This is a genomic window from Bradyrhizobium nivariense, from assembly GCF_029846695.2.
In the GTDB taxonomy this organism is placed as follows: Bacteria; Pseudomonadota; Alphaproteobacteria; order Rhizobiales; family Xanthobacteraceae; genus Bradyrhizobium.
Window position 1 is genome coordinate 15,476 of sequence record NZ_JARWCR020000073.1, and the last position, 25,464, is coordinate 40,939.

The 25,464-nt window shown below is 61.7% G+C and carries 30 protein-coding genes and 4 pseudogenes; 15 read left to right on the top strand and 19 right to left on the bottom strand.

Translation table 11 applies throughout. The features are described from left to right. Positions 1-246 precede the first annotated feature (246 nt). Positions 247-486: a DUF2171 domain-containing protein gene (locus tag QCM77_RS37460; RefSeq protein ID WP_279667991.1), complete on the top strand. Its 240-nt coding sequence runs from the start codon at positions 247-249 to the stop codon at positions 484-486. Between the two features lie 518 nt (positions 487-1,004). Here the strand turns inward: QCM77_RS37460 and QCM77_RS37465 are convergent. From QCM77_RS37465 to QCM77_RS37485, 5 genes and pseudogenes are all read right to left on the bottom strand, one after another. After that, positions 1,005-1,889, bottom strand: coding sequence for a hypothetical protein (locus QCM77_RS37465; protein ID WP_279667962.1), 885 nt, complete (start codon positions 1,887-1,889; stop codon positions 1,005-1,007). 401 nt (positions 1,890-2,290) lie between these two features. Next, positions 2,291-3,242, bottom strand: a pseudogene (locus QCM77_RS37470) (cation diffusion facilitator family transporter). Positions 3,243-3,310: 68 nt separating this feature from the next. Further along, positions 3,311-4,387 (bottom strand): flavodoxin family protein, encoded by a 1,077-nt coding sequence (locus QCM77_RS37475; RefSeq protein ID WP_279667963.1) that lies wholly within the window; start codon positions 4,385-4,387, stop codon positions 3,311-3,313. Positions 4,388-4,547: 160 nt separating this feature from the next. Continuing rightward, on the bottom strand, positions 4,548-4,751 hold the full coding sequence (locus QCM77_RS37480; RefSeq protein ID WP_279667964.1) for a hypothetical protein: 204 nt from the start codon (positions 4,749-4,751) through the stop codon (positions 4,548-4,550). Between the two features lie 25 nt (positions 4,752-4,776). Beyond that, complete coding sequence (locus tag QCM77_RS37485; RefSeq protein ID WP_279667992.1) at positions 4,777-4,980, bottom strand: PCC domain-containing protein; 204 nt, start codon at positions 4,978-4,980, stop codon at positions 4,777-4,779. Between QCM77_RS37485 and QCM77_RS37490 the strand changes: the two genes are divergently transcribed. Continuing rightward, positions 4,897-5,091 (top strand): hypothetical protein, encoded by a 195-nt coding sequence (locus QCM77_RS37490; protein WP_280096264.1) that lies wholly within the window; start codon positions 4,897-4,899, stop codon positions 5,089-5,091. The two genes, QCM77_RS37485 and QCM77_RS37490, sit on opposite strands and share 84 nt — an antisense overlap. A 227-nt stretch (positions 5,092-5,318) precedes the next feature. Here the strand turns inward: QCM77_RS37490 and budC are convergent. Next, positions 5,319-6,085, bottom strand: a pseudogene (budC, locus tag QCM77_RS37495) (meso-2,3-butanediol dehydrogenase). 142 nt (positions 6,086-6,227) lie between these two features. Between budC and QCM77_RS37500 the strand changes: the two are divergent. Together QCM77_RS37500 and QCM77_RS37505 are read left to right on the top strand one after the other, a co-directional pair. Further along, the gene (locus QCM77_RS37500; protein WP_038944944.1) at positions 6,228-6,788 is read left to right on the top strand and encodes a type 1 glutamine amidotransferase domain-containing protein; all 561 of its coding nucleotides are present in this window, start codon (positions 6,228-6,230) and stop codon (positions 6,786-6,788) included. Between the two features lie 5 nt (positions 6,789-6,793). Beyond that, entirely contained in the window at positions 6,794-7,246 is a 453-nt protein-coding gene (locus QCM77_RS37505; RefSeq protein WP_279667967.1) for a PPC domain-containing DNA-binding protein, read from the top strand. Positions 7,247-7,288: 42 nt separating this feature from the next. Here the strand turns inward: QCM77_RS37505 and QCM77_RS37510 are convergent, their stop codons facing one another. From QCM77_RS37510 to QCM77_RS37520, 3 genes are all read right to left on the bottom strand, one after another. Then, positions 7,289-7,438, bottom strand: coding sequence for a hypothetical protein (locus QCM77_RS37510; protein WP_279667968.1), 150 nt, complete (start codon positions 7,436-7,438; stop codon positions 7,289-7,291). A 20-nt stretch (positions 7,439-7,458) separates the two neighbouring features. Further along, on the bottom strand, positions 7,459-7,761 hold the full coding sequence (locus QCM77_RS37515; RefSeq protein ID WP_028154436.1) for a hypothetical protein: 303 nt from the start codon (positions 7,759-7,761) through the stop codon (positions 7,459-7,461). A gap of 189 nt (positions 7,762-7,950) precedes the next feature. Next, positions 7,951-8,187: a hypothetical protein gene (locus QCM77_RS37520; RefSeq protein ID WP_279667969.1), complete on the bottom strand. Its 237-nt coding sequence runs from the start codon at positions 8,185-8,187 to the stop codon at positions 7,951-7,953. Positions 8,188-8,550: 363 nt separating this feature from the next. Here QCM77_RS37520 and QCM77_RS37525 point away from each other — a divergent pair, with 363 nt between their 5' ends. The 5 genes and pseudogenes from QCM77_RS37525 (at position 8,551) to QCM77_RS37545 (ending at position 11,164) form a co-directional block, all read left to right on the top strand. Further along, complete coding sequence (locus QCM77_RS37525; RefSeq protein ID WP_279667970.1) at positions 8,551-9,012, top strand: Hsp20 family protein; 462 nt, start codon at positions 8,551-8,553, stop codon at positions 9,010-9,012. Between the two features lie 83 nt (positions 9,013-9,095). Beyond that, positions 9,096-9,585 (top strand): annotated as a pseudogene (locus tag QCM77_RS37530) (Hsp20/alpha crystallin family protein). 72 nt (positions 9,586-9,657) lie between these two features. Continuing rightward, the gene (locus QCM77_RS37535) at positions 9,658-9,984 is read left to right on the top strand and encodes a hypothetical protein (RefSeq protein ID WP_279667971.1); all 327 of its coding nucleotides are present in this window, start codon (positions 9,658-9,660) and stop codon (positions 9,982-9,984) included. A 370-nt stretch (positions 9,985-10,354) separates the two neighbouring features. Then, a complete protein-coding gene (locus tag QCM77_RS37540) occupies positions 10,355-10,711 on the top strand; it encodes a PRC-barrel domain-containing protein (protein WP_279667993.1) in 357 nt (118 codons plus the stop codon). 33 nt (positions 10,712-10,744) lie between these two features. Next, positions 10,745-11,164 (top strand): response regulator, encoded by a 420-nt coding sequence (locus QCM77_RS37545; RefSeq protein ID WP_279667972.1) that lies wholly within the window; start codon positions 10,745-10,747, stop codon positions 11,162-11,164. Between the two features lie 110 nt (positions 11,165-11,274). On the opposite strand, the gene QCM77_RS37550 is transcribed toward QCM77_RS37545, so the two are convergent. From QCM77_RS37550 to QCM77_RS37565, 4 genes are all read right to left on the bottom strand, one after another. After that, positions 11,275-12,453 (bottom strand): extracellular catalytic domain type 1 short-chain-length polyhydroxyalkanoate depolymerase, encoded by a 1,179-nt coding sequence (locus QCM77_RS37550; protein ID WP_279667973.1) that lies wholly within the window; start codon positions 12,451-12,453, stop codon positions 11,275-11,277. Positions 12,454-12,458: 5 nt separating this feature from the next. Further along, complete coding sequence (locus QCM77_RS37555; RefSeq protein ID WP_279667994.1) at positions 12,459-12,878, bottom strand: ribbon-helix-helix domain-containing protein; 420 nt, start codon at positions 12,876-12,878, stop codon at positions 12,459-12,461. 90 nt (positions 12,879-12,968) lie between these two features. Further along, on the bottom strand, positions 12,969-14,084 hold the full coding sequence (locus QCM77_RS37560; RefSeq protein WP_280096258.1) for a glycosyltransferase family 4 protein: 1,116 nt from the start codon (positions 14,082-14,084) through the stop codon (positions 12,969-12,971). 141 nt (positions 14,085-14,225) lie between these two features. Next, the gene (locus QCM77_RS37565) at positions 14,226-14,435 is read right to left on the bottom strand and encodes a hypothetical protein (protein ID WP_279667975.1); all 210 of its coding nucleotides are present in this window, start codon (positions 14,433-14,435) and stop codon (positions 14,226-14,228) included. Positions 14,436-14,562: 127 nt separating this feature from the next. On the opposite strand from QCM77_RS37565, the pseudogene QCM77_RS37570 reads away from it, so the two are divergent. Further along, positions 14,563-14,974, top strand: a pseudogene (locus QCM77_RS37570) (ATP dependent DNA ligase); the annotation flags it as partial. A gap of 628 nt (positions 14,975-15,602) precedes the next feature. On the opposite strand, the gene QCM77_RS37575 reads toward QCM77_RS37570, so the two are convergent. Both QCM77_RS37575 and QCM77_RS37580 read right to left on the bottom strand, forming a co-directional pair. Then, positions 15,603-15,920 carry a hypothetical protein gene (locus QCM77_RS37575; protein WP_279667976.1) on the bottom strand — a complete coding sequence of 106 codons (318 nt, stop codon included), beginning with the start codon at positions 15,918-15,920 and terminating at the stop codon, positions 15,603-15,605. Positions 15,921-15,944: 24 nt separating this feature from the next. Then, complete coding sequence (locus QCM77_RS37580) at positions 15,945-17,051, bottom strand: DUF1236 domain-containing protein (protein WP_279691419.1); 1,107 nt, start codon at positions 17,049-17,051, stop codon at positions 15,945-15,947. 234 nt (positions 17,052-17,285) lie between these two features. Here QCM77_RS37580 and QCM77_RS37585 point away from each other — a divergent pair, with 234 nt between their 5' ends. Together QCM77_RS37585 and QCM77_RS37590 are read left to right on the top strand one after the other, a co-directional pair. Further along, positions 17,286-17,513 carry a hypothetical protein gene (locus tag QCM77_RS37585; protein WP_071910996.1) on the top strand — a complete coding sequence of 76 codons (228 nt, stop codon included), beginning with the start codon at positions 17,286-17,288 and terminating at the stop codon, positions 17,511-17,513. Positions 17,514-18,001: 488 nt separating this feature from the next. Beyond that, positions 18,002-18,202, top strand: coding sequence for a hypothetical protein (locus QCM77_RS37590; RefSeq protein WP_279667978.1), 201 nt, complete (start codon positions 18,002-18,004; stop codon positions 18,200-18,202). On the opposite strand, the gene QCM77_RS37595 is transcribed toward QCM77_RS37590, so the two are convergent. Beyond that, positions 18,199-19,284 carry an NAD(P)/FAD-dependent oxidoreductase gene (locus QCM77_RS37595; protein ID WP_462804381.1) on the bottom strand — a complete coding sequence of 362 codons (1,086 nt, stop codon included), beginning with the start codon at positions 19,282-19,284 and terminating at the stop codon, positions 18,199-18,201. The genes QCM77_RS37590 and QCM77_RS37595 overlap by 4 nt on opposite strands. Before the next feature lie 188 nt (positions 19,285-19,472). Continuing rightward, positions 19,473-20,978, bottom strand: coding sequence for an FAD-dependent oxidoreductase (locus QCM77_RS37600; protein ID WP_279667980.1), 1,506 nt, complete (start codon positions 20,976-20,978; stop codon positions 19,473-19,475). Positions 20,979-21,185: 207 nt separating this feature from the next. On the opposite strand from QCM77_RS37600, the gene QCM77_RS37605 reads away from it, so the two are divergent. Beyond that, complete coding sequence (locus QCM77_RS37605) at positions 21,186-21,701, top strand: YciE/YciF ferroxidase family protein (protein ID WP_279667981.1); 516 nt, start codon at positions 21,186-21,188, stop codon at positions 21,699-21,701. A 74-nt stretch (positions 21,702-21,775) separates the two neighbouring features. Further along, positions 21,776-22,291 (top strand): inorganic diphosphatase, encoded by a 516-nt coding sequence (locus QCM77_RS37610; protein WP_279667982.1) that lies wholly within the window; start codon positions 21,776-21,778, stop codon positions 22,289-22,291. A gap of 235 nt (positions 22,292-22,526) precedes the next feature. Here QCM77_RS37610 and QCM77_RS37615 read toward each other — a convergent pair whose 3' ends face one another. Then, positions 22,527-23,135 carry a cysteine hydrolase family protein gene (locus QCM77_RS37615; RefSeq protein ID WP_279667983.1) on the bottom strand — a complete coding sequence of 203 codons (609 nt, stop codon included), beginning with the start codon at positions 23,133-23,135 and terminating at the stop codon, positions 22,527-22,529. 2 nt (positions 23,136-23,137) lie between these two features. Further along, the gene (locus tag QCM77_RS37620; RefSeq protein ID WP_279667984.1) at positions 23,138-23,686 is read right to left on the bottom strand and encodes a phosphatase PAP2 family protein; all 549 of its coding nucleotides are present in this window, start codon (positions 23,684-23,686) and stop codon (positions 23,138-23,140) included. Positions 23,687-24,157: 471 nt separating this feature from the next. Between QCM77_RS37620 and QCM77_RS37625 the strand changes: the two genes are divergently transcribed. Then, on the top strand, positions 24,158-25,447 hold the full coding sequence (locus QCM77_RS37625; RefSeq protein WP_280096260.1) for an Nramp family divalent metal transporter: 1,290 nt from the start codon (positions 24,158-24,160) through the stop codon (positions 25,445-25,447). The last annotated feature ends 17 nt before the right edge of the window (positions 25,448-25,464 follow it).

A 25,464-nucleotide genomic window follows, 5' to 3' on the forward strand; every position in this document is an offset into this window, starting at 1 on the left:
AGCCGGACCGACAAACGGCGCGTCGTCAGCGCCCAGCTCACTCTGACCTTCCCGGAGCAAGTGCGAACTGCGATCGATCTGCTGAACAGTTCCTCAATGCGCCCAGCCTTGCGAGTATCCTGGAAAGCCCGGCGCGCTCGTGACATCCGAGAAGCCTCCGTGTCCATCGGCGGTTTGGAGCCCGTCGATATTGCAACCTTCGGGCCGGCACCGCGTTCGTTTCTGGAACATTTTCGGAGGTTTCGTATGCCCGATACATCTCAGGTCAAAGAGCGCATGGACGTTATTTCGTCCGACCGGAAGACCGTGGGAAAGGTTGACCACCTCGATGGGCCCGACAAGATCAAACTCACCAAGCAGAGCTCACCGGACGGGGAGTACCATCATTTCATCCCGGTGTCTTGGATCGACCATGTCGATGAGCATGTGCATCTGAACAAAACGAGTGCCGACGTCACGGCGCATTGGCAGCACGGGCGCGGTTAGGCGGACCAAACCTGAGACAACGAAAAGAAAGAAGCTGCCGAGAAAAACTCGACAGCCACTTTTACTAGATCCGCTGCCGGCCCCGGAGCCTGTTCCTGCACTTGCGCCGGCGCCGCCTGTGCCGGCGCCGGCACCCGCACCAGCGCCTGCCCCGCCGCCCGCCTGCGCGTGGGCCAAACCGATCGACGCACCGGCAAGCAACGTACATATAGCCATCGAGAAAATTGCCTTTCGCATTCTTCAACTCCGTTTGATGTTGATGCTAATCAGCCGAAGTTGCATGCGGTCGTTCCTAGAACTGGCGTGCCGCGTCGATGATGCTGAACGTCACGGCGCCTACCGCAGGAGCCACCTTTTACTGAGATGCTTGCGATCGATTTACTCGGGTAGCATTTCTCGGTCGCTTACCCCATGGCAAATCCGAAATTTTGCTGTGTGGGGTGGCGTTCTGACGAGTGCGACTGAGTTGATCGTTGGTAGCAGGCCCCATTGCCTGCTATCAATACGTAGCAACGGCATTACGGCAGAGGTCGGGGATCCGCGACACGGCTCTTATGCCACCGATTAGAATGGGCCATCCATTCGGCAATCGGCTCGCCATCGCGATGCCGGCCTCCGGCCTCCGCACCGGCCCAAGCCGCGACAGCCCCGAACATCAATGCGGCAGCCGTCGAGAAGGCAATGATAATGCTCGCCGCACGAGCCCTTGAGATCGCGCTCTTGGCATTGGCCAACGTTGTATCTACCCGCCTTTCGGCGTCCGGCGCTGCCAGCCCGGTCAACACCGTGACCTGCTGAACAAGATAGGCGCGATCCTCGGGAAGGACCCCGCTGTGGCTCGAAGCGGTTGCCAGAATTCGCGCGGCTTCGGCGCGCTCACCGGTCAGATCAACGTTCGGCGGCCGCCGAGGGGCACGGAAAAGATGGTCGAGCTCGTAACTTAGGACAGATGGTTCGGTAGCCGACGGCGGCTGCGAAGTTGCGGACGGACGGTTTGCGGCACCCGCTATCAACGCGGCCAGAACGGCTCCGATCAAGACCGCCAGCGCCCAGGCAGCAACGCCGTGCAGTCCGTCGCGCGTCTCGATGTCGTCGGTCGCTGAAGTGTAGGGTGGCCGGACGCGCCCGGCAAAATAGCCGCCGCAGCCAAAACTGATAAGGGATTGGAAGATCAGGTAGACACCCGACAACAGCCATAGCGCAACGGAGGCATCCCTCCAGGTCGGCGCAGCGGAGGCGATGCCTAGGCCGAGCGCTGTTCCAAAGGAGATCAGTATCAGTGACAACGCCGTCGCGACGAAGGCTCCGACAATGACGGACGTCCATTGCAACCCCCACGGCCTGGTCAGGCCGGTGGCTGGGAGAGTCTCGGTTTCGATCCCGGAGAGCGGTTCAATGGTCATGGCGTCTTACCGAAGACCGAGCAGCGACAGGATGAACATGACGATTACGATCAGGCCCACGAGATAGATGATCCCATTCATCTGAAGTCCTCCTCTTCGGGACTTCAATGCTAGGCACGCGATCAGGTTCCTTGCTGGCCCACAATCTGCCGCCTGTAATCAAGGAAAGCCGCGTTTCCCGATAACCGAGTAAGCGCCGGAGGACTGCTGGGTTGCTTCAGCTGTCGCTCCCGTCCAGACGGGGCGCCCCGGATCAGGCTTCATCGGCCCTGGAAAGACACCACGAGCCCGTGCCGTTAATGCTACGCCGAGGCGCTTTTTCGCAGGACGATCGCTGGGAAAGGCAACAGCCAAACCTCAGTCGACTCAGCGCGGCGCGCTTGGTTCCTGGCCAAGGTGTTTCAGGCGCCCGTACCCCAGCGCCTGGCGCGAACGGCGTGATACCGCGCATTCGTTTGCGGCTTGATGAACAGAGCCGCGACGCTCGGATGCTGTCTGCGTATCTCGGTCTCGATCGAGATGACGCACTGCTCGATATCATCGGCGCGCTTGTCGTCCGCGAACTCGACGCTCAGCGCCGCGACGACCTCGGCCGGCGACAGTTGCACCGTCAGCAGCCCGTTGGCCCGGAGCACGCCGGGTGACCGTCGCGCGATGTCGAGGATGGATCGTGACAGATCGGAATGAGCGGGTTCGCCGATGAGCAGGCTCTTGCTTTCCCTGGCGAGCCCGATGGAGGTGATGCCCAACAGAATGCCGATCAGGATCGAGCCGATGCCATCCCAGACCGGCTGAGCAAACAACGCTGCCGCCGCGGTCGCGGCAACCGCAATGACGATGCCGATCAGTGCCGCGCTGTCCTCTGGCAGCACCATGAAGGCGGGCGGATCCTTGCTGCGGACGAAGGCCTCGTACCACCCGAGACGCAAGGTCTCCGACCGGAAGCGCCGCCAGGCGAAGAGCCACGAGATACCCTCGAATACAAAGGACATGCCGAGCACGATGAAGCTGACGATGGGATCTTTGATCGGCGGTGACGTGGAGGACGCCCTGAAAGAGCGAGACGCCCGCCCCGAGCGCGAAGATCAACAGAGCGACAATGAAGCTCCAGAAGTATAGCTCGCGCCCGTAGCCAAGCGGATGGGATTCATCAGGCCGACGGCTCGCGCGATGGTAACCGTAAAGCAGTAGCACCTCATTGGTGGTATCGACCACCGAGTGCACGGCTTCGCTCATCATCGCCGAGCTTCCGGTCCAGACCGCAGCTCCGATCTTGGTGACGGCAACGAGGAGGTTGCCGACGAGCGCAGCATAGACGATGGTCTTCGACGATCCTTCCGCCGTCTTGCTCACCCGACGACATCCTCAATTGACGACCGCGATCAACCCGCGGCGATCGGCAGCGACAGGCATGTCGCTCCTCATTTCGGATCCGGATCCGAGAGTTCGGCCCCTGGGTCCTCAAACCGACCGCTGCGGGCGAGCTTGACAGCACGGCCCAGCGCCTTGGCTGTATTCAACACTTCCTGCTGAAACGCGCGGTCTTCGTCCAGCTCTCGGTGAGAGGTCGCATATTGTTCCATATATCCGATATAGCCGTCCGTCTCACCGAAGCGGCCGGCGGAAATCAGGTGCATGTCCGTTAGCCAGTCGGACAGGGTTCGCCGCACACCCTCGGCGCCGACACTGTCGCCGTGAACGATCAGCCCGAAATGGCGGCCGGCGAGATGACGCGGATACGGCCAGCCCTTCAGCTCGAGCGCCTTTGCTTCGGCGGCCTTCTTGCCGTGCGTCGATGTCGGATCCGGGTTGCCGCCGTCGGCGCAGACCAGGCGATCCATCATCGCCTTGAGGCCGCCCGGCACGTGATACCAGTTCACCGGCGTCACGATCAGGATGCCGTGGGCTGCCACCCAGAGCGGATAGATCTCGTTCATCCAGTCGTGGGTCTGGCCGAGCGAATAGTTGGGATAGCAGCTGCACGGCCAGTGGCAGAGCGGCATGGCGGTAGAGACGCACGACTTGCAGGGATGAATATTCTTGCCGAATTCGGAGGTCAGGCGGGAAAGATCCAGGATGTCGACGGCGAAGCCCATCTCGACGAAGACGGGCTCGGCGAGCTTGACCATGCGCCAGGTCTTGGACATCTCGCCCGGACAGGTGTGCTCGCTGCGCGCCGAACCGTTGATGACGAGAATACGCGGCGTCGCGCCAGCGTCGTCGTGCCGGCGCTGTGCCTCGAAGATGGCGGTACGCGTCGCCAGCCAGTCGACGGCGAGATCGTAGTCCGGATCGGCGAACCCCACACCCGCCCTCCGCGTCACTGGCGATTTGCGCGAATGGCTGTAGGCATCCCAGGCGGCCCCGACGATCGAATCGAGTTCCCGCATAAGCGGAGCGAAGGCAGGATCGACGAACTGGCTCCTGTAACGGTTCTCGAATTCCTCACGCGACAGTTTGACGGGCGGCATTCCCTTTCGAACGTCCGGTTCCGTCATGCTGGCTCCTCGATGGATTGGTCCAAGCCGACCAACCCGAGGCTCGCTAGGCAGTGTGGGGAGGCAGTCTCGCTGTCGACTGTTCCCTCAGGCGCTGGCTATGAAGAATGATAGAGCGGCATATTTGCAGGTTCCTGAACTCCTTATCGCTTGTGCCCAGTCAGCAGCACCCTTTCACCGCATGCGGGTGCGCCCCTTCATCGAGCTGTCTGACGTGATAGCCGGCCGGCAGGAGCTGGCCGCCTTCCTCGTCCGCGACTGGAACATCTGTGACAAGCCCCTCGATCAAGGCGGCCTCCCAGACCTCCTTCTCCGTCGCGAACGGGTTGCCGATTTGTCTTTCGCCTTCAAAGAGCGCGTACATGTTGCCTCCGGCGGCTAGATGCTGATCAGCGCGATACCGAGATCCCGGCCGCTTCTTTCGGTGCAGATGAACCACGGTCTCCGTGATCGTCATCGATCGTTGGCTGCGCTGATCCCGACAGAAGGTGGCCTCCGCGCAGCGTGCCATGCTGCAGGCCGAGCACGGCGTGAAGATGCAGGCTGGCCTTGCCGTCATCACCTTGCGCAACGTCGCCGAGCAGGCTCAACACCTCGCATTGATGGTTGATTTCGATCGGCTTGTGCGTCTTGGCCGCGAAATCGAACCAGCCGACCTTGAAAAGGCGCCGATCGCCGAGACCGAGGCGCCGGTAATATTCTAGCGATCGGCGAACTCGGTGATGGATTTGAAGGCCTCCTCGCCCTGATCCAGAATCAAGACAAAGACCTGCTCGACGCCGTCGTTGATCGTCTTCAATTTCATCCAAAAATCTCGCTGTTGTGATATCCGCTGTGCAATCCTCGGTCCGGTTAAGTGGCCGAGATCGGGATCTCTCACGCTTCGACGACGCGGCGCTCGCAATGTAGGACGACGACCGGCGCTGCGCGGCTATTCTTGCGGCGGTTGTCCATTGGAGGCGGATACACCCCCGTCCACCGCTACGTTGGCGCCAGTCATGAAGCTCGCATCGTCGCTTGCCAGGAAAGCGATCACGGCGGCGACTTCCTCGGGTTCGCAGACGCGGCCCAACGGGATTCGCTCGGCGAACTTTGCGAGCAGCTTCTTGTCGTCCATCATGTCTTCCGTCATGCCCGTACGTGTCAAGCTGGGACAGACCGCGTTCACGCGGATGCCCTTCTTTCCGAGGTCCAGGGCGAGGGCACGCGTCAGATTGACCACGGCGCCCTTCGCCGCGTTGTAGGGGCTCATGCCCCAATCGCCGCTGGTCCCGGAGACCGACGCCGTGTTCACGATCGAACCCTTGGTCTTTTCGAGGTGGGGGAGTGCCGCGCGGCAGCCATAGAACACGCCGTCGATGCCGGTCGACATTACCTTCCGCCATTTCTCGTCAGTGATTGAAGCCGGGTCTCCGCCTTCATGGACGCCGGCGTTGTTCACGATGACGTCAACCGTCCGAAGCGGCCGACGACAGCCGCAACCATTCCATCGACGGCACTCGACTCCGACACGTCGGCAGTTTCAATCATTACCTGGTTGGCAGGCAGGCTCTTGGCCACCTTTTCCAGTAAGGCTTCTTCGCGATCGACCAGCGCCACTTTCGCGCCCTCCGCAACGAACCGGCGTGCTGTCGCCTCTCCGATGCCGGAAGCCGCCCCTGTCACGATGACGACCTTGCCGTGGAACCTGTCGACCATGCGAAACTCTCCTGCTGCTTTCAATCCTCATAACCGTCGTCGCGGCGGTCGGGTCCTAATCGCCGACCGATCTGGCCTTTTCAGGAACGATGTTCGAGAAGATCGATTGTTGGACAAAACCCCAAAACGAAGGATTGGACCCATGGATCTGACCGGCAAAAAGATCGCCATTCTCGCCACAAACGGCTTCGAGCAGGCCGAGCTGGAAGTGCCGCAGGAGCGCTTGAAGAAGGCTGGCGCAACGGTCGATGTCGTTTCGCTCGCCGCAGGCGAGATCAAGGGCTGGGACAAGAAGGATTGGGGACGACCGGTGAAGGTCGACAAGACGCTCGACGAGGCATCGGCCGCCGACTACGACGCGATCGTATTGCCGGGCGGGCAGATCAATCCGGATCTTCTGCGGGTTGAGCCCAAGGCGCTGAAGTTCATCAAGGATATTTTCGATGCCAAGAAGATCGTCGCGGCCGTGTGCCACGCCCCTTGGCTTCTCATCGAGACCGGGATCGCGAAAGGTCGCAAGATGACCTCCTTCAAGTCGATCAAGACGGATGTAGCGAACGCAGGAGCGAAGTGGGAGGACGCTGAGGTCGTCGTCGATCAGGGCGTCATCACTTCCCGCAACCCGGGCGATCTCGAGGCCTTCTGCGCCAAGATCGTGGAAGAGGTCAAGGAAGGTCGACACACCCAGCGCAGCGCGGCCTGACGACGATGGAGAGTGTCAAGATATCGGGCAAGGCGGGTCCTGAAACCCGCGTCGTCATCCTCGACTCCGGCGAGGAAGCGTTCACGACGCTCACCAAGTTCGCGAACGACGCCGCAATCACGGCGGCGTCGCTCACAGCCATCGGCGCCTTCGAAAGGGCAACCGTTGGCTGGTTCAATCTCGAGAAGAAGACCTACAAGAAAATCGAGGTCGCGGAGCAGTGTGAGGTGTTGAGTGCGATTGGCGATATTGCGGTTGGCGACGACGGAAAGGCGAGCCTCCACGTGCATGTGGTCCTGGGTCTGGCCGACGGTACAACCCGGGGCGGGCATCTTCTCGAAGGAAAGGTTAGACCGACGCTCGAGGTTGTCATCGCGGACACGGCAGCTCACCTCAGACGGAAGAAGGAGCCAGATCTGGGCATAGCGCTGATCGATATCGCAAAGGGAAAGACGTGACGGGTCGGTATGGTCGACGTCGCCTAGACAGACTGCGTCGCACTAAGTTTCGTTCTTCCGATATCTCTCGCGCGTGACGTCTTCGGCTACGCGATCCAACGCCCGGTTTCGATAGCGATAGCTAAGGACGCCGTAGATCAGCACCGTGAGTAGTACAAGCGCTCCAAGGAAAAAGACGGCTTCGAGACCCATCTTGCTCTCCTTTCGATGACTTACGCCGCGCGTCGTTTTCTGGTCTTGGCAGCCTTCTTGGCGGACCTCGAACGCTCCGATGCCGGCCGCTTGGCCGAGGCCGCACCGCCCAATCGGCCACCTTTTCGAGATGGCGAATGATCTTCCTCAGTGCCGCGGCCCGATCCGCTCTTCTTCCCGCCGTGGGTCTCCTTGTTCACGGTCGCCCACGCGCGTCGTTCGGCTTCTTTCTCCGGGACGCCACGGTGTTCATAGCCTTCTTCGATATGCTCGGCCTGTCGCTTCTGCTTGTCCGTGTAACTTGACTTATCGCCACGAGGCATGTCGTTGCTCCCGTCGGTTGGAAATATTCGTTTTAAGACTGGGAAGAGCCGCCAGTTCCAATCTTAGGACGTCTCACAACGCGGAAGCGATGCGAGGCCTAAGCATGCAAACCGATGAAGCGGCCCCCGCTGCTCGCTCGCGGATCAGGAGGCGGAGCATCGATTCACTGGGTATGTTTGCGGTGGCACTCAAGGGCAAAATTGGGCCAAGGACGACCGCCTCGAGGAAGCCGGCTGACCTTTTGGAGGGGTAAATGCGACCGGGAACGTTTTGACGGCCAGCGCCTTTAGCGCTGTCTCCTCCTCGGCGAGCCGTCTCTCGATAAATTGGCGTTCGATGTCCGACAGCCTCGTCCCCAGCAGGCGTCGATAGCGGTGGATGTTGTTGCGGTGCGCACGAATGCGGGCAAAGTCTTCGTCGAGCATCGTCGTCACTCCTGACGGTCGTCACGGTCCTTCGGTGCTTAGAAAACTGGGAAAGAGAATTTCCCGACGCAAAAATATTCGGGGCGATACCTGAGTCAAGATTCCGGCGGCGGTCGAATGCCCAAATTCTTGGCCTGCGTTTGCGATGCCGCAATGGCCGACAGCTCTGCACCGCGACCGAGGGCGCACGAATTTTTTTCGATCCGCCCCTTGAAACGACTTCTCGTTTTTCTATTTGATTTTTCGCCGCGAGAGCGGTGTGCCGGGCGCCTTCACGGGTCCGGCGCGGGCGCCGGGCCGGGCACCAGTCTGACTCCAGCCTTGCGCTCCTTGTATCCATCTTGCTCTTTGGAGGACTTGGTTATGAGGACCACCTTTGACTTTGCGCCTCTGTGGCGCTCCACCATCGGCTTCGACCACCTGGCCGACCTCGTCGACAGCACGCTCCGTCAGGCGAGCGAAGACCACTATCCCCCGTACAACATCGAACGCACCAGCGAGGATCACTACCGGATCTCGGTCGCCGTCGCCGGCTTCGGAGCCGACGACATCGCCGTGACGGCTGAGCAGAATGCGCTCACGATCGAGGGCAGGAAGCCCGAGGAAGCGGCTGGCGAATACCTGTACCGGGGCATCGCCGCGCGTCCTTTCCGGCGCGTGTTCAACCTCGCCGACTACGTTCAGGTGAAGGAGGCCTCCTTCCGCGACGGACTGCTGATCATCGATCTCGTCCGCGAGGTGCCGGAAGCCATGAAGCCGCGCCGGATCCAGATCGGAAGCGGCTCCTCTCCCGCCTCGCAGATCGAGCAGAAGAAGGCGGCCTGACGCCTGATCGAGGTTCGACAGCGGAACGCAGCGCGCGCAAGCGTGGCCGCGCTCCCTGGCCCATGCAACGAAGGAGAAAAACCATGGCAGTTCGTGATCTCATTCCCTGGTCCAGAAACCAGGAGCTCGCGCCGGCGCGGCAGCCATGATCCGTTCATGACGCTGCATCGCGAAATGAACCGGCTGTTCGACGACGTCTTCCGCGGCTTCGGCGGCACAAGCCTGTCGCCGCTCATGGAAGGGCAATTTGGCTGGCCCAAGATCGAGCTCAGCGAGACCGACAAGGCGCTGACGATCTCGGCCGAGCTTCCCGGCATGGCGGAGAACGACGTCCAGATCGAAATCGCCAACGGGGTGCTGACCATCAGCGGCGAGAAGAAGAACGAGCGCAAGGACCAAGGCAAATACTTCACCGAACGCTACTACGGCTCGTTCCAGCGGCAGATCGCGCTCGAGAACGTCGAGTAGGACACGGCCGAGGCGTCGTTCAAGAACGGCGTCCTGACGATCTCGCTTCCGAAATCGGAAAACCCGCGCGCGGGCGTCAAGCGCATCGCGATCAACTCGCAGTAAAGACCATCACGGGCGGCGGTCGTCGCCGCCCGAAACCGGTCCCGACGAAAGGAGCGTAAAGAGAGGCAATCGATGACCAACGCCAACACGAACACCGGCAATCTCAATCCATTCTTCCATCCGGCAGCGCACTATGCTTCTCCGGAGGACGTCCTGAACGACGACGAACTCTCCGTACCGGAGAAGCGGATCATCCTGTCGTCATGGGCGTCCGACATGTTCGCGGTCGAATCCTGTCCCGCGCTACGGGAAATTCCCGGCATGGGCCACACGATCCGGCTCGCGGACATCCTCGCCGCGCTGAGGCGGCTCGACGGCGACGACGATCCGCCGCCCCCCGGGGGCGTGCCGATGCGGCTGCGGCGGCCCTGGGCCGCCGCCTTGCGGAGGTCAGCATGATGCTCACGCAGGCTGTCGTGACGATGGTCTGTTGCGGCCTGCTTGGCGACGTGGCCCGTCCGTTCATTGCTTTCATGAGCGAATGGGGACCGGCCCGTGCAGCGAACGTAGGCGACAATCTGACGCTAATCTCGCGCCCGGCGCAGGACGACCGATTCGGATGCTGCAGCGAGCCGGCGTTCCGACGGCGGCCGCGGAGCTTCTGCTTTCGCCGATGGGAGCGAAGGTCGAAGACCTCTGCGAGGAGCGCGAGGCGCTCCGCAAATCCGGCGCCTCACTTACCGGTCGGTCTTAGCGATCGAGAAAGCGGAGGAACGAGCACCTGCTGATCGCAGTTGTCATGCATCAACGTTTCAAGGAGGAGGATGCGATGGAAACGGAAAGGCGTGAAACAGGAACGCTGATCGGTAGCGACAAGGTCGAAGGCACTGCCGTCTATGGCACCGACGCCCAGAAGATCGGCTCGATCGAGCGCGTGATGATCGACAAGGTCAGCGGCCAAGTATCGTACGCGGTTCTCGGCTTCGGCGGCTTCCTGGGCATCGGAGACGATCACTACCCGCTGCCATGGCAGTCCTTGAAGTACGACACGGGCCTTGGCGGGTACCGAACCAATCTCACCGCAGACAGGCTCCAGGGTGCGCCGAAGTATGGCAACGACAACGCCTGGGATTGGGATGACCCCGGACGAGCGAGAGCAGTCAATGATTACTATTCCGGGTTCTAACGCTTGCCGGCAAGCCCGCCGGTGAGAGCGGGCTTGCCGGCCGCGATCAGGCGTCAGCCGTCGGCAGAAACCCTCTGTCCTGAATTTGAGGTGTCGGCGGTGCGAATACTCCTCGTCGAGGACGACCCTCTCATCCGCGAGTTCATGGTGGAGGCTCTGCTAGAGGAAGGATACCACGTCGTCCATGCAGCCAATGGCGAGGACGCGCTGGCGTGGTGCGGGCGGCGGGTCGTCGACCTTCTCATCACGGACGTCAAACTGCCCGGAAGCGTCGACGGATGGCAGATCGCCGAACGCTGCCGCGAGCATGATCCCGGACTCCCGGTGATCTATGCGACCGGTTTCTCGCCCGTCGCGCCCCGTCCTGTTCCCGGAAGTCTGATATTGCAGAAGCCCTATCGTCCAGAGGACATCGTCAGGGCCGTCAGGCGGGTAGCTCCGGATCAGGCGTAGGCACCGCCAACGCCGCAGTGGGAATTCCGCGAACGGCGGGTTTCGGCGCCCCCAAGCCGATCCGGAAATTCGGCGACGCGCCGGGCGACGGCTCGCGTTGCGAAGCCCGACTAACCCGGGAGGGAATGCTCGAGGAAGAAGCGCAGCATCTCCCTCGTCGCGTCCGGCCCGCGCGGATCGGTGTAAGAGCCGGCGGGACTGCCGCCAGACCAGGCGTGGCCGGCACCGTGAACATTCCAGTGCTCGGAGACGGCGCGACCGTCGGCGTCGGCAAGGTTCGTGCGGGTATAGGCGTGCCCATTGGGCACTCGTCCGTCGATCATCTTCGCTTTCAAACCTGCCGCCTTGGCGGACTGCTCGACAATCCGGTCTCCATTGCTTGGATGCACCGTGCTGTCGCGGTCGCCATGGAAAACGATGGTCGGCACTGGCGGTCCACCATCGGCAATTTTAGACCCGCCGCCCTGCCGCATGGCGACGAACGCGGAGGGAAGATCGCTTGCCGCCCCGCAGGCGAGGCCGGAATGGATCCCGACGGCCGCGTACAGATCGGCGTGGGTCGCTGCCATGATGGCGGCGGCCGCCCCGCCGGCCGACAGACCTGCGACGTAGACCCGCTTCGGATCGATCGGATAATCCCGCATGACCTGGCGAGTGATGCCTGCGATCAGCGAAGGCTCCCCGCAGTCCCGCTGCTGGTCGCCCGTGCGAAACCAATTCCAGCATTTCGCCTGGTTGGCTCCGCTGGGCTGCTCCGGATAGACCACGAAGCAATTTCGCTCTTCCGCCAGGAAATTCATCCGGGTACCGGCTGCGAAGTCGTCCGGCGACTGGGTGCAGCCGTGAAGCATGACGACCAAAGGAAGCGGCCTTTCTTGGGAGCGGCTTGGGACGAACACCTTGTAATTCCGGCTTCCATCCGCGCTGCGGAAGGTGCCTGCGATGAATCTCGTCCCTTCGGGCGCGATATCCGTCGTGGCGGGGGGAGCGCGGGTCATCGGACCACGCAGGTTGAGTCCGGGGAAGTCTTTCAAGCGATCGAACCGGGCGATGCTTTTGCGTTGCAAAGGAGCGGGAGAAACCCGGGCGGTTGGTTGGCTTTCCTTCTCCTCGACGACGTTGGCCTTCACGTCGATGGTTGGCGGCTCGAACCGAGCTGGCGAGACTCGAGCGTGGGGCGGTTCTGGCGACTCGCCGCGGAGCATGCGCTGCAGGAGCGTGGTGGCCTCAACCAGTTGGCCCGCACGCGTGAGGCGCGTGGCCTCGGAAATCATGTTCTGATTCAGCATCGCATTCACCTTGTTCTGTCGGAGAGAGCGGCCTTGACCGCGGGGGTGGCGTGAAGGGCACCGAGCACCGAGACCGAAGCAATGGTGGCGCGGGCCAGCTCGGGGGTGACATCCTGGGCGATGGTCGCGAGACCCAGCACGTTGATGTGCAACATCTCGCCGGCGCGCCGCGCCGCTTCGAGGTCCTCGCGGCTGTAGGTCCGCAAACCCAGGTCCAAGCTCTTTCGGACCGTCGACTGCTTCACGACGTCCGCGTGGCGTTCGAGCTGGTTGCGGATGGCCGTCCGGATGAAATCCGTGCGGTTCGAATAGAACCCTTCCTCCACCATCAGATCGACCTGACCCAGATCGACATAGCCAAGGTTGATCGTGATCTTCTCGGTATCGGGGATCCGGGGTCGCAGCTCGCGCACATTGTCGGCCATGAAAGCATCCATTTCAACCATCCAATGGGATGGTGCATGGATGTCATATGGATGTCCGGGAACCATTTTCAAGGGGCATCGAAAAATCGGTTAGCTGGGCGCCGGTAGTTCGTCGGCCGGCCTCGTTTCGCGCCGACATTCAGCGTTTGGCGCTGGGAATGCCGCAGCCGAGTGCCCCGCTGCGGCAGCGATCAATCCGCGGTACGCGCTTTCATACTCTCGCGCCATTCGGTCCGCGGAGAAGCGTTCCTCGAAGCGGGCGCGTACTTTTCGTCTGTCGAGCCGGCCCAGATCGCCCATGGCTCTGGCAGCCTGCTCCTCGTTCTCGACGATGAAGCCGGTCACGCCGTCCTCGACGACCTCGGGCACGGAGCCGGAGCGATAGGCGATCACTGGCGTCCCACAGGCCATCGCCTCGATCATGACGAGGCCGAAAGGCTCCGGCCAATCGATCGGAAACAGCAGGGCCGCGGCCTCCGTGAGGAACGGCTGCTTCTTCACCTCGTCCACCTCGCCGACGAGCTGGACCGCCCGACCGTCGATGTGGGGCTCAAGTTGCTTCTTGAAGTAGACTGTCTCGCCGCGCGGAATCTTGGCGGCAATGCGCAAGGGCATTCCGGCGGCGCGCGCGATGCGGATGGCGTCCTGGGGGCCCTTTTCCGCGGTCAGGCGGCCGAGGAACGCCAGATAGGATCCTTGATCGAAAGACGGGCGAAAGTTGTTCGATGGCAGTCCGTGCTGGATCGTGGCGATCCAATTCGCCTCCGGCAACGGCAGACGCTGATGGTCCGATATCGACACGAAGCCCGCGCCGGGAAACTGCCGCAGCACCTCGGAAAGGCCCGGCAGGTCAAGCCGGCCATGCATGGTGGTCACGAAGGGCACGCCGAGCCGACTGAGCAGCGGAAGGGGTAGCCAGTCGATGTGCGCGTGGATCACGTCGAAGTCTTTCGCACGCTTTGCGATCGCCTCCAGCAGCACGGCGCAGGCTGCATTTGGATCGGCTCCCTTCCGTCCGAGACGCAGCGCGCGCGGCCACACGGGATGAACCTCGCCTTTCGTCCGGGAGTCGCCGCTCGCGAACAGCGTGACGTCGTGGCCTAGCTCGACCAGTTCATCCACCAGCCACGCCACCACCCGCTCCGTGCCGCCGTAGAGCTTGGGAGGGACGCTTTCGGCCAGGGGAGCAAGTTGAGCGATGCGCATCGATGCCGATCCTCTAAACCGAAAACATCGAGCGGAAGAACAGGACGACGGCCGCGGATGCGAGTTCTGAGAGGGCCAGCAACGTCCAATTCGGCCTGGCGCTGTCGATCGCAACTCGGCTGACGAGCCCCTCCATCAGCCTCAACATTCGTGTTCGGGAAGGCGATCAAGGTAAGCCAGGCCGAATCCCGTGAGTTCTTCGGCATCGCTCACACGCGCTTCCCATCTCCCTTGCAGATGACGCTCCAGCAGGCAGCGGCGGGTATCGGAAGCATCGACATCGCGATGCTTCGCCAGGTAGAGAGACCAGACCGTATGTACCGCCGTGCGCAGCGGGACGTCATCGACCATGTTCGGCTCCGACGAGAGCAGACCTCGCCGGATGCCAACTCGTCTCCGAAGATGAAGTTTCTACTTTTTCCCGAAAAATCGTGTCCCGTCGAGTCGAGTCAATCGACGGGCGCTAGATGTTCGCGCAGCCTGTAAGCTCGGACTCGAGAGCGTGGTATCGAAGGTCCGTGACTGCGCCTACGTGAGCGGCAGCGGCAACAATTGGATGAAGAAGACCTGCGCGGAGCGGTAGACCCTGACCATCGGCGGCTTCGCGCTCGACGAGGGTAAACGAGACGGTATCTACCTCGGCCGACGCAAGGACGGCGAGCTGATCTACGCCGGCAAGGTCGACCATGGCTTCGACAAGGCCTCCGCCGCCGACCTGCAGAAGCGGCTGAAGCCGCTGATCCGGGAGACGCAGCCCTACGCGAAGCGCGTCGGCCACAAGGGCATCTGGGTCGAGCCGAAGTTGTTAGCGGAGATCGAGTACCGGGCCATATCTGCGGAAGGCAAGGTCCGGCACCCCCTTCTTCAACGGCTTGCGGGAGGATTCGTGATCGGTAGGCGCCTCGCCGCTCGACCTGGATCACCACTGCATTGTCCCCGCCCGCAAATGCCTCGACTCGCAACGGCGACCCTGAACCTAAACGCCACATCGCGTTCAACGTGGCCGCAATCTTCATTTGCTCGCAAGCGCCCTTACCCGGACGGCAGCCCATGAGGCCGCCGGACTTGGATTGACCGGCTCGGTACGGCTAGGCGGGTACCGCCCGCCCTCCAAAACTTCTTGACGACCCAGAGGAACGATAGCTCGGCTGCCAGGTTTTCCCAAAGCCCCTGCCCCAAGGGGCAACCCCGAACTGGCCCCAGCTCACCGCCCCCCAAGCCCCCGAGCTGGGGCTTTCGGTCGTCTGCGAGCCCGCCAGGGGGCTGGTGAGTTAAGGCCCCTCAGTTCTTAGTCCGTCGGCTCTGCTCCGAGAGACTTTTCAGCCCCGAGAAGCTTCAGCGCGGTATCGATCTTGGCGAGAAGCGCCTGGATTTCGGCACGCTCGTTTGGGCCGGGTCCGGCTTCAAGCCGCGCCAGCAGTCGCTCTTTCTGTCCTAGCAATCTGGTAAGAGCGGACATCCGATCACCGCAACGTCTATCTGTATGAAAGGGCCGCTCGGGAGCGGCCCTTTCTTTGGTCACCAACGGCCGGTGCCGAAGCTGAAGCCGATGCTCGGGCCACCGCCGTAGTAGCCGTAGCCGCGATCGTAGTATCCTGGTCCGCCGTAGTAGCCGTAGCTCCGGTGCACGACGTAGCCGTCATCGTCGCCGTAATAGCGTTGGACATAGCGGGGACCGCCGGTCCGGAAGCAGCGGCCGTACTCGTTGCAAACGAGCCGGACCTGATCGATGCCCGACAACTCGGGTGAACCGAGCGCGGTCGGATTGAGCGGAGCGGCAGGGGCAGCCGACGCCAACAAGGCCGTCGCGAAAGCTCCAAGTGCAATTGTCTTCACGAGCGTTCTCCTTCCTTGGCGAGATCAGTCGATCTCTTCGATGACCCGACGTTCCTGCGGTTCCACGATGTAGGTGCGGCTATCCCGGTGAATGTATCGGTACTCCCGCAGACTCGGCGCCTCGCGATAGACCTCGTCCGGGAAAGCATCGATCTCCACGCCGTCCGGCACTCGCTCGCCTCGGCGGATCTCGGTTCGCACCGTACTGCCGGTCGTTTGCCGTTCGCGCTCGACGGGACGCGCCTTGGCGTGCTTGCGGATCACCTCGCGGTCGCGATCGCTGAAGGTGACGTTGCGCTGCTCGGAGCGCGCCGGCGCTGCCGCCGTCGAGCGGCCCGAGTACGGCATCACGGCGACGATCTTGTAGCTGGAGGGCTCCACGACGACGATCTCGTCTTTCACCAGAACGAAGTCGTAGCCTCGGTACTGGGGCACGATCTCGACCACCTCCGCCGGCAGCGGCTGCACGCGGACGTCGCGCGGCACGACCGTGCCGACCGACAGCGAGAAGTTCACGTTGTTGAGGGGCTGCACGTTCAGGCGCGAAATCGACGTGCTGATCCGCGTCCGCTGCTGATCGTTGATGTTCACCGACGCTTTCATGTTGGTGTTCGACGAGCGATCGGCCGTGTTCTGCTGGTTGTTCGGCTGCTGGGCCGTGTTGGTCGAGTTGCTGCCGGTCGGAGACTGCGCCTGATTGCTGGTCGAGGCCGGCGGATTCGCGCTCTGGGTCTGGCCGGTCGAGGGCGAATTGGTCTGCGCCTGGTTCGAGGGCGTAGTGGTCTGGTTGGAAGGCTGGCTGGTCTGAGCCTGATTGGTCGAGTTGCCGGAGGGCGGCGCCTGCGTGGTGTTGGACCCGGTTCCGGAATTGGACGACTGGTTCGCAGCGTTCTGACCGGTCGAGGAAGGCTGCTGCGTCTGGGCCGAGTTCGTCGAAGGATTGCTGGTCTGCCCGGACGAGTTGGACGACGGTGCAGTGGACGAGGAGGACGGCGTCGTCGTTGAAGTGGAATCCTGCGGTCGTTGCGCGGTCGGCGAATTCGAGCTCGAAGTGTTGGGAGACGACTGCGCAAATGCCGAAGTCACAATCGCGACTGCAGCGGTCGTAGCCAAAAATAAACGCTTGTTCATTTGAGACCTCCTGTTCATTTGAAACCTCCTGAATGCGGTCGCCCCTTAACACGCGATGGCGGGCCGAGTTCCAGATCGGGAAAACTCGGCAATCAAAATTGCATTTGTTCCAGCGAGAGGAAGATTGCTGCGACACCACGGCAGCGCGCTACGGCCGCTTTCGGGAACAAGTGGAACTTGCAACTGGACCCGTCGTTGGCAGTGACTACTTTGAAGCCACTGGAGGAGACAGAAATGAAGAAGCTGATCGTCTGCGGCGCGCTCGCCGCGTTCGCTCTGGGTACCCAGGCGGCCAGTGCCGCCGAGTTCTACATCATCCGCGATGCCACCACGAAGAAGTGCACCGTGGTCGACACCAAGCCGACGACGACCACCACGACAGTCGTGGGCGACGGTGTCTACAAGACCAAGACGGAAGCGGAGTCCGCAGTCAAGACCACCAAGGTCTGCACCGAGCAGTAAGAACTTCGGAAGGATCGGCATCTGCCCAGGCAAATACAGTTGCCAGTATTCCTGTTGTAGGTCGTCGCCGCGGCGATCGTCATCGGCGGCGCCGGCTGTTGGTAAATTCACATGCATTGAGTAAATGGAAGTTCGCTTCGAAAAGTGGCCCGTCCAATCTCCTCGGATGGGCCACTTCTCCGTCAAGCGATGCTGTCCAAAGGACGCGCGTCCCTGCTCCCAAGGCATTCGAGTATTTTCGGAGACGCCGTACAAGGCGACCGCCGCGTTGACGCCTCCGGCGATCGGAAAAGCAAAGTGATGGCCGACATATTGCGCGTTGCAAGTCGCACCGCTTCAGATGCTGCTTTCACCCGTCTGGCTGCGACCTCCCATGTCGCTCCTCAAGTCATGGAAGGCAACGATCCGCATCCGCGTCGTCGTGGGTTGCAGGAACGGATAGCTGCCGAGACATTTGTTGTGCGGGAGGCCTGTAGGCGGAGGATCAAATGGACAGCGAAGACGCCATGGCGAAAGTGAAAGAAGTGTCGGAAGGCGTGCGGGAGACTGCCCCCACTGTGCGGCAGAGTCTCGAAGAGGGTCAGGCCCCTAGCCAAGCGCTCGGCTTTCTCCGCGACGTGGTTCGTGAGGCTCCGCTTCCCTCATTGCTCGTCGCTTTCATGCTTGGCTGCCTTGTCGCCCGCCGCTAGCCGGAAATGTCACGGTCGATCGCAAAGTCATCGAGCAGGGGCGACGATCCTCCCGAAAGAAGCGAGCCGATGAGCTCCGCGGCGAGGAGGCTGAAGGTGATCCCGTTACCGCCATAGCCAAAGGCCGCAAAGATATTCTTGGAGCCGGGCACTGCGCCGATGAGCGGCAGCCCGTCGCGGGTGGTGTCGAAGGCTCCTGACCACGCGAATGCAACGTGGCTGGAGGTGCGCGGCCAGAGAGCTCTCAGGCGTTGCTCGAGCACCCTCACCTTTGTCGGGGTCGCCGCGTCACGAGCGTCAGGCTGAATGAGCCCATGATCATCCTCACCGCCGAAGATGATGCGTCCATCGGATGTCGTACGGGCATAATGGTAGTTCTGAGTCGCTTCCCAGATGAGCGCCTGCCCCGGCCATAGATTAGCCGCCTGCGGCGCAGTTGCGATCGCCCAACTGGAGGCCGGTTGTTGAGCCGTGGGCCGCACGATGTCCGGCATGACATAGCCTGTCGCAAGCACCACACGGCGCGCTTCGATCGAAAACCCGTCTTCAAGGCCGACGGTCACGGTCGAGGCGGCGCCGTCATAAGCAACCGCGTTGGCCTTCAGAAGGCGGGCGCCGCGCTTGAGTGACAGATCGAGCAGGCCGCGCGTGAGCAGAACGGGATCCGCGTCGGCTGCGTCCCTCGAGAGGATGGCGCCCGCGCGGGCGATCGCGAAGCGTTGGAGAAGTTCGGCATGTCCCAGTAAGAGGGACGGCAGCTCAGCGCGGCTTCTGAGGCTATATTCGTCCTGGATGAGTTTCGGACTGTCATCGGCGGCAAGATAGAGCGAGAGACGCGGCCGCATGTGACACGCGATTCCATACTGTGCAATCAACGCCCGTAATCCCCGAGCGGCCTGATGACTGGCCCGATAGCAGCGGACTGCCTTCTCCAAACCGTAAAGCTGTGTGAGTTGGAAAAGCGGACGGTCGATTTCCCAAAGTAGCATTGCGGTGCTGGCGACCGTGCTGCCGAGGCTTGGAACCTCGCGATCGATGATGATGACCTGCCGACCCTGCCGGGTCAGACGCTCAGCCACCAGGGCACCCGTGATACCGGCGCCTACGACCAGGACCTCGCAGCGAAAGCTGTCGGTGATCGGCTCTATGGACGGCAGCGGCAGAACCGCCCATGGTGTTCGGGCGCTGCGCAGGTCGTCCTGTTCGATATCTTCGTCTTTGAAGATGGAACAGCTCCCAAAAACAGGTGAAGTGATTTCGTCACGCAACCTTATCTTTGAACGGGTCGCAAGGCCGAAACGGCCGGCGCATTGATCGGCTGGCCATTGGGCGCGAAGATCGAGCCGTGGCATGGACAGTCCCAGCAGGTCTCGAAGCTGTTCCAGTGCAGATGGCAGCCGATATGGGTGCAGCTTGCCGAATGCAAATGCAGCTCGCCTGCTTTGTCCCTGTAGGCAGCGATCTTCTCGAGACCGCGACGCAGGATGGCGCCCTCGCCCGGCTTAAGCTCCTCGAGCGAGGCGATTTCACCCGGCGTCACATACTCGGCGAGGTTTTGCAAAATCGTCATGTTCTCGCGCAGGAAATTCCTCGCCGCTGCGAGAGGTTTGCGATCCGGCGCATAAACAGACTTCCAGGCGTGATCTTCGCCGAGAATGAGAGACGAGTTCAGCATTGCTCCCATCACACCATGGGTCAGACCCTGACCGGAGTCGCCCATCGCGAGGTATATGCGCTCGCTGCCGGGCTCGCGGCCAATGAAGCCGGCATAATCGATGGTGTCGAGTACCTGTCCCGACCAGCGGTGCGTGACGCCGCCAACAGCCGGAATCAATTCACGCGCCCAGCTCTCCAGCCGGGCAAAGCGCTGGTCGGCGTCATTCGCCTCGCCGCTTTTGTGGTCTTCGCCGCCGACAAGAACGAAATCATGATCGTCTGGACCCGTTTGCAGCCGCACATAGTGGTAGGGATCCTCGGTGTCCCAGTAGAGTGCGTCGGGAAGTTCGCCACGCGCGATCGCAAAAGCGAGCACATAAGTGCGGTAGGGAGCGACCTTGGCATGCAGCTGGAAGCGGTCGGCAATCGAGGCGTTGGTCGCGATCACGGCGTGAGCCGCCGTGATCTGCCCCTGTGCTGTTCGCAGCGTGACGGCGCCGTCCCGTTCCGCAACTTCTTCGACAGGACTATTGGCAAAGAAGCGGACGCCGTTCGCCTCACAAGCCGCGGCAACTCCAGCAAGGTACTTCAGCGGATGGAAAGTCGCCTGCCGGGGATAACGAAGCACGTGGCGGCTTTCACATCCCTTGAGCGGAATGCCGACCAGTCGATGGACCGGCGCGCCGACTTCCTGCACCGCTTCCAATTCCTGGTCGATGATGTCGGCCGGCATGCCGTTGCCCTGAAAGAGGTACCCATCCAGCCGCCGGAAGTCGCAGGCGATCTTTTCGGTCGCCTGGATCTCCTCGATCCGATCGACGGCGGCGGCCTGGCTTTCGTAGAATAGCCTGGCGATTTCGGCGCCGCGGAGTTTCTTGAATTCGCTCATCAGATCGTCGCAGAGCGGCGCAAGGTGCGCTGAGGTGCGCGCTGTCATGCCGCTCGCGATGCCCTTGCGGTCGATGACGATCACCGACTGGTCCCGCTTGGAGAGTTCGTAGGCGGTCGACAGGCCAGCGATTCCGGAGCCGACCACTGCCACATCGCAATGCGCATCAGCTTTGAGCGCACCCGTCTCCGGCAATATCTCCGTCTCCATCCAGAGCGAGGTGCTGACCATGCAAGTCTCCATAGAAAGGCAAAACGCTGGGCCTGCTGCCGAGGTTCCTCGCGCCGCTCAGCAGGCTATGCGACCTGCTTCTCGCGGACGGGAATTCGCCAATTCGGAAGGCGAACGCGGGACCTGCGCAACCGACTGCGGGCAAGGCGATGAGGAACAAAGCCCAGTTCACGCCGTTCCATCGCTTTAAGATTGAGGAGCGAAGCCATGGGACTATTCTCAAAAGACATCAAGACGATGGATGACCTGCTGCTGCACGGCTTGCAGGACATCTATTATGCCGAGCAGCAGATCCTCAAGGCATTGCCGAAAATGATCGACAAGGCCACCAACCGGGATCTGGTCACGGGCCTCAAGGGCCATCTCGAAGAGACGAACAAGCAAGTCGAGCGCCTCGAAAAGGCCTTCGAGAAACTCGGCAAGTCGCCGAGCGGCACGCAATGTCCTGCCATCGACGGCATCATCAAGGAAGCGGATGAGACGGCCGGCGAGGTCGAAGACAAGACGGTACTCGATGCGGCGATCGTCGCTAACGCGCAGGCGGTCGAACATTACGAGATATGCCGCTACGGCACGCTGATCGCCTGGGCGGAAGAGCTCGGCCACGACGATATCGTGCGTTTCCTGACCACGAACCTGAACGAGGAAAAGGCAGCGAATACCAAGCTCAACACAGTTGCGCTGCGCAAGGGCGTCAACAAGAAGGCCTCTACCGCCGCCTGATCCCCCGGGTCTGGCGGATGATCTCGCCAGGACCGCTCCCCTTTGTCGATGCCAACGCGTGATCAATTGTCGCCATGACCAATCTGACAAAACTGCCGAGCTGGGCCGACGACGACAACATCTTCGCCGTTGTCGAGACGCCGCGCGGAAGCTCATGCAAGCTGGATTTCGATCCCAAGCTTGGTGTTTTTGCCTTGGCGAAGCCCCTAATGGCGGGTCTGACCTATCCTTACGATTGGGGCTTTATTCCCTCGACCAAGGCCGAGGACGGCGATCCGCTGGATGTGCTGATCCTGCATGATGCGCAGACCTATCCGGGCGTCGTGCTGCGCTGTCGCCCCGTCGGCATTCTCGAAGTCGAACAAAGAAGCAAAGGCAAGAAGGAGCGAAACGATCGTGTGTTTGCGGTGCCTGACCGGTCACCGCTCGAAACGGATCTCAAGGATATCCGTAATCTCCCCGCCCACGCGCGCGACGATCTCGAACAGTTCTTTCGGGCGACGAATGCGCTGGAAAACAAGGAACTGAAATTTCTCGGGTGGCATGGCCCGAACCGTGCGGCCAAGACCATCAAGCGTCTGGCCCGTTAGTCGGCCCGGTCTTACTGCGCACGGCGTGATATTTGAGATCGTCCGTACCCTTTACCGGCTTCGCTTCCTTGGAAGCGGCGAGCGCCGCGCATAGTCGGCAGCCAACGCCTCGATTTTCGAAGCGGCTTCTCGTTCATTGATGGAAGCAGCCAAACGTCGACATCGCGACGCCTCCCCAATCAAGCGGGTAATCAGTTTCCCCGCCAGGCTACGCAGGAAGGCAATTGACCGGCCGTCAATCGTCGACGCTCCAGCTCGCAAGGATGCTGGCAACGGGAGTCACCTCGATCTGCAAGCTGAACCGCTTGCTGTAAAGATTGATGAGCGCATCGTGGCTTTCATCAGACGAGCTGCAGAGCGCATCTTCGGCCAGGATGACACGGTATCCGATATCGACGGCAGCCAGCACCGTTGCGAGCACACAGACATCGGTCTCACCGCCGGACACGATCAGCGTGTCCACCTGATGCTCATCCAGAAAGGCCTGCAGCCGGCTATTAGTGAATGCGCAGTAAGTTTGGCGGTCGATGACGGTGGCAGGCGGCACAAAGCGTGTCAGGTCCGGCATCAGCTCAAGCAACACCGGATCGACTTTGTCGCGTGTCACGCATTCCCATTTCTCATAATAGATTTTCCAGACGCCGCGCGCCTCGGCCTTGTTGCGGACCGGAATGAAGCGCGTGAAGACGGTGCGTCGCGGCGTATGCGCAATCAGTCTGACCGCCTCGGGTAACGCACTTTCCAGCCAGGGCGTTGCCCAGGGGGCACCCGGCGCGAATAACCTTTGCATGTCGATGCAGAGGTGGACGGCATGCGGACCGGGGGGTGCAAGAAGCTGGCCCATGACTAGGTCGAGCCCTGACGACCAAATCCCGTCAGTCGCCTTATGACGCGCTCGAGCACTGAACCGATCGCCAGACCCGCAAGCACATCGCTTGCCCAGTGGGCCAGCAGGAGAATGCGTGTCGACACCAGAACGGCGCCGAGGCTCCACGCAAGATTGCGTTTGGCGGGCGGCAGGACCGCGGCGGCAGATGCGAGGGCACCGACATGCACGGCGTGCCCCGAGGGGAACGCATCCAGCGCGCGGCCGGAGAGCGGGATGCCATGCAGATGGCCGCGCACGGTGCGCCGGTCCGGCCGCACCTGGTCAAAATGCGTTTTTAGAAGGTGTGGCAACAGGACAGAGGCGAGCGTCGTCAGCAGCACATGATCGCTCGCGTGCCGCTGCGGCAGTGGTTTGGCGCGACACCAGAGCCACCATCCGATGGCAACCGCGGTCAGAATATGCTCATCCGCTCCCCAGGTCAGCGCGCCCGAAATCCGCTCCGGCAGCGGACGGGTGTGTCGGGCAATCGCACGCGCAAGTTCGATATCGGCGGACAAAGGATGCACTCGTATCGTCATCGACTGCCTTCTCTCGCAGATGTCCTTACGCCCTGCAGCAATCTCCGTAAAAGAGCGATTGGAAAGCAGAGCAAGTCGTCCTGGTCTTTCAATCAACCGCCTCGAAAACCGTTCCCGGCGAGGAACTGTGCGCCGGACGGACGCGTTGGATGCGAGGGACAGATCAATCTAGGAGAGAGCCATGGGCTTTGGACGAGGCGCATTGTTGTGGTTGCTGGGCATACCGCTGCCGATCATTCTGCTGCTCGCGATCTTCTGGCACCATTAAACCAGCGGCACAGGTCAGGCGAGCCTGTCGGCCAAAGGACTGTCGAAGTGCCCTGAGCAGCCCTGATGTAATATTCACGCGGTACCTCGCGCGCGCGTTCGGCATGCGTTGCCCGCTGGCCAATGAAGCCCGCATTGCTTCCTGACGTTGCAGACGGGTCGCTCGGCGACAGTCCCACCCCCGAGGAGCACATGGCAAGGGCCGACGCTAAAAAGCCGGATGGAAGTCTTTTGAAGCGGCTTGGACCCGGGCTGATCACTGGCGCGTCGGATGACGATCCGTCTGGGATTGGCACTTACAGCCAAGCGGGCGCGCAGCTCGGTTTTGGCATCGGCTGGACGATGCTACTCAGCTATCCCCTGATGGTGGCGATCCAGGAGATTTCGGGACGGATCGGTCGGGTGACCGGGCACGGCATCGCCGGAAATGTCTGCCGCAACTATCCGGGCTGGGTGATCTGGTCGCTGGTCAGTCTTCTTTTTGTCGCTAACACCATCAATGTTGCGGCCGATCTCGGGGCCATGGCGGATGCCGCAAAGCTGGTGATTGGCGGGTCGGCGATCCTGTACGTCGTTGGCTTTGCGGTCATCTCCGTGTTGGCGCAGATCTTTATCGCTTACAAGCGCTATGTGGCAATCCTGAAATGGCTGACGCTGGTGTTGTTTGCCTATGTGATCGCGCTGGCGGTCGTCAAAGTGCCCTGGGCTGACGCCCTTACGGGACTATTCATCCCGAAGATCGAATGGAGCGGCGCCTTTCTGACGACGCTGGTTGCCATTCTCGGCACAACGATTTCGCCTTACCTTTTCATCTGGCAATCCTCGCAGGAAGCTGAGGAGCAGCGCATCAATCCCAACAAGAAGCCACTTAAGGAGGACACACGTCCTCAAGAGCGCGAGCTCTGGCGCATTCGCCTCGATACGTTGATCGGCATGGCTTTCTCAAACCTCATTGCAATCGCGATCATCATCACGACAGCCGCTACCTTGCATCAGCAGGGGGTGACCGACGTGCAGTCATCGGCGCAGGCCGCGGCGGCCTTGAAGCCGATTGCGGGGGGCCTTGCCGAACTCGTTTTTGCACTCGGCATCATTGGTACGGGTTTGCTCGCCGTTCCGGTGCTGGCCGGCTCGACAGCCTATGCCATTGGCGAAGGCCGCAGATGGCCGGTTGGCCTCGCCCGCAAACCGCGGCAGGCCGTGGCGTTTTATTCGGTGCTTGCCCTCTCGGTCGGCCTCGGTGTGGCGCTCAATTTCACGCCAATTGATCCGATCAAGGCGCTTTACTGGAGTGCGGTCATTAACGGGGTGCTGGCAGCACCGGTAATGACCGTTTTAATGCTGCTTGTCAGACGGCGTGACGTGATGGGCAAGCTCGTGGTCGAAGGCTGGCTCTATTGGCTCGGCTGGGCGTCGACGGCGGCGATGGCTCTTTGCATCGTCGGCATGGCGGTCAGCATGCTGATGCCAGGATCGTCCTAGAAACGGCGAGCAAGGAG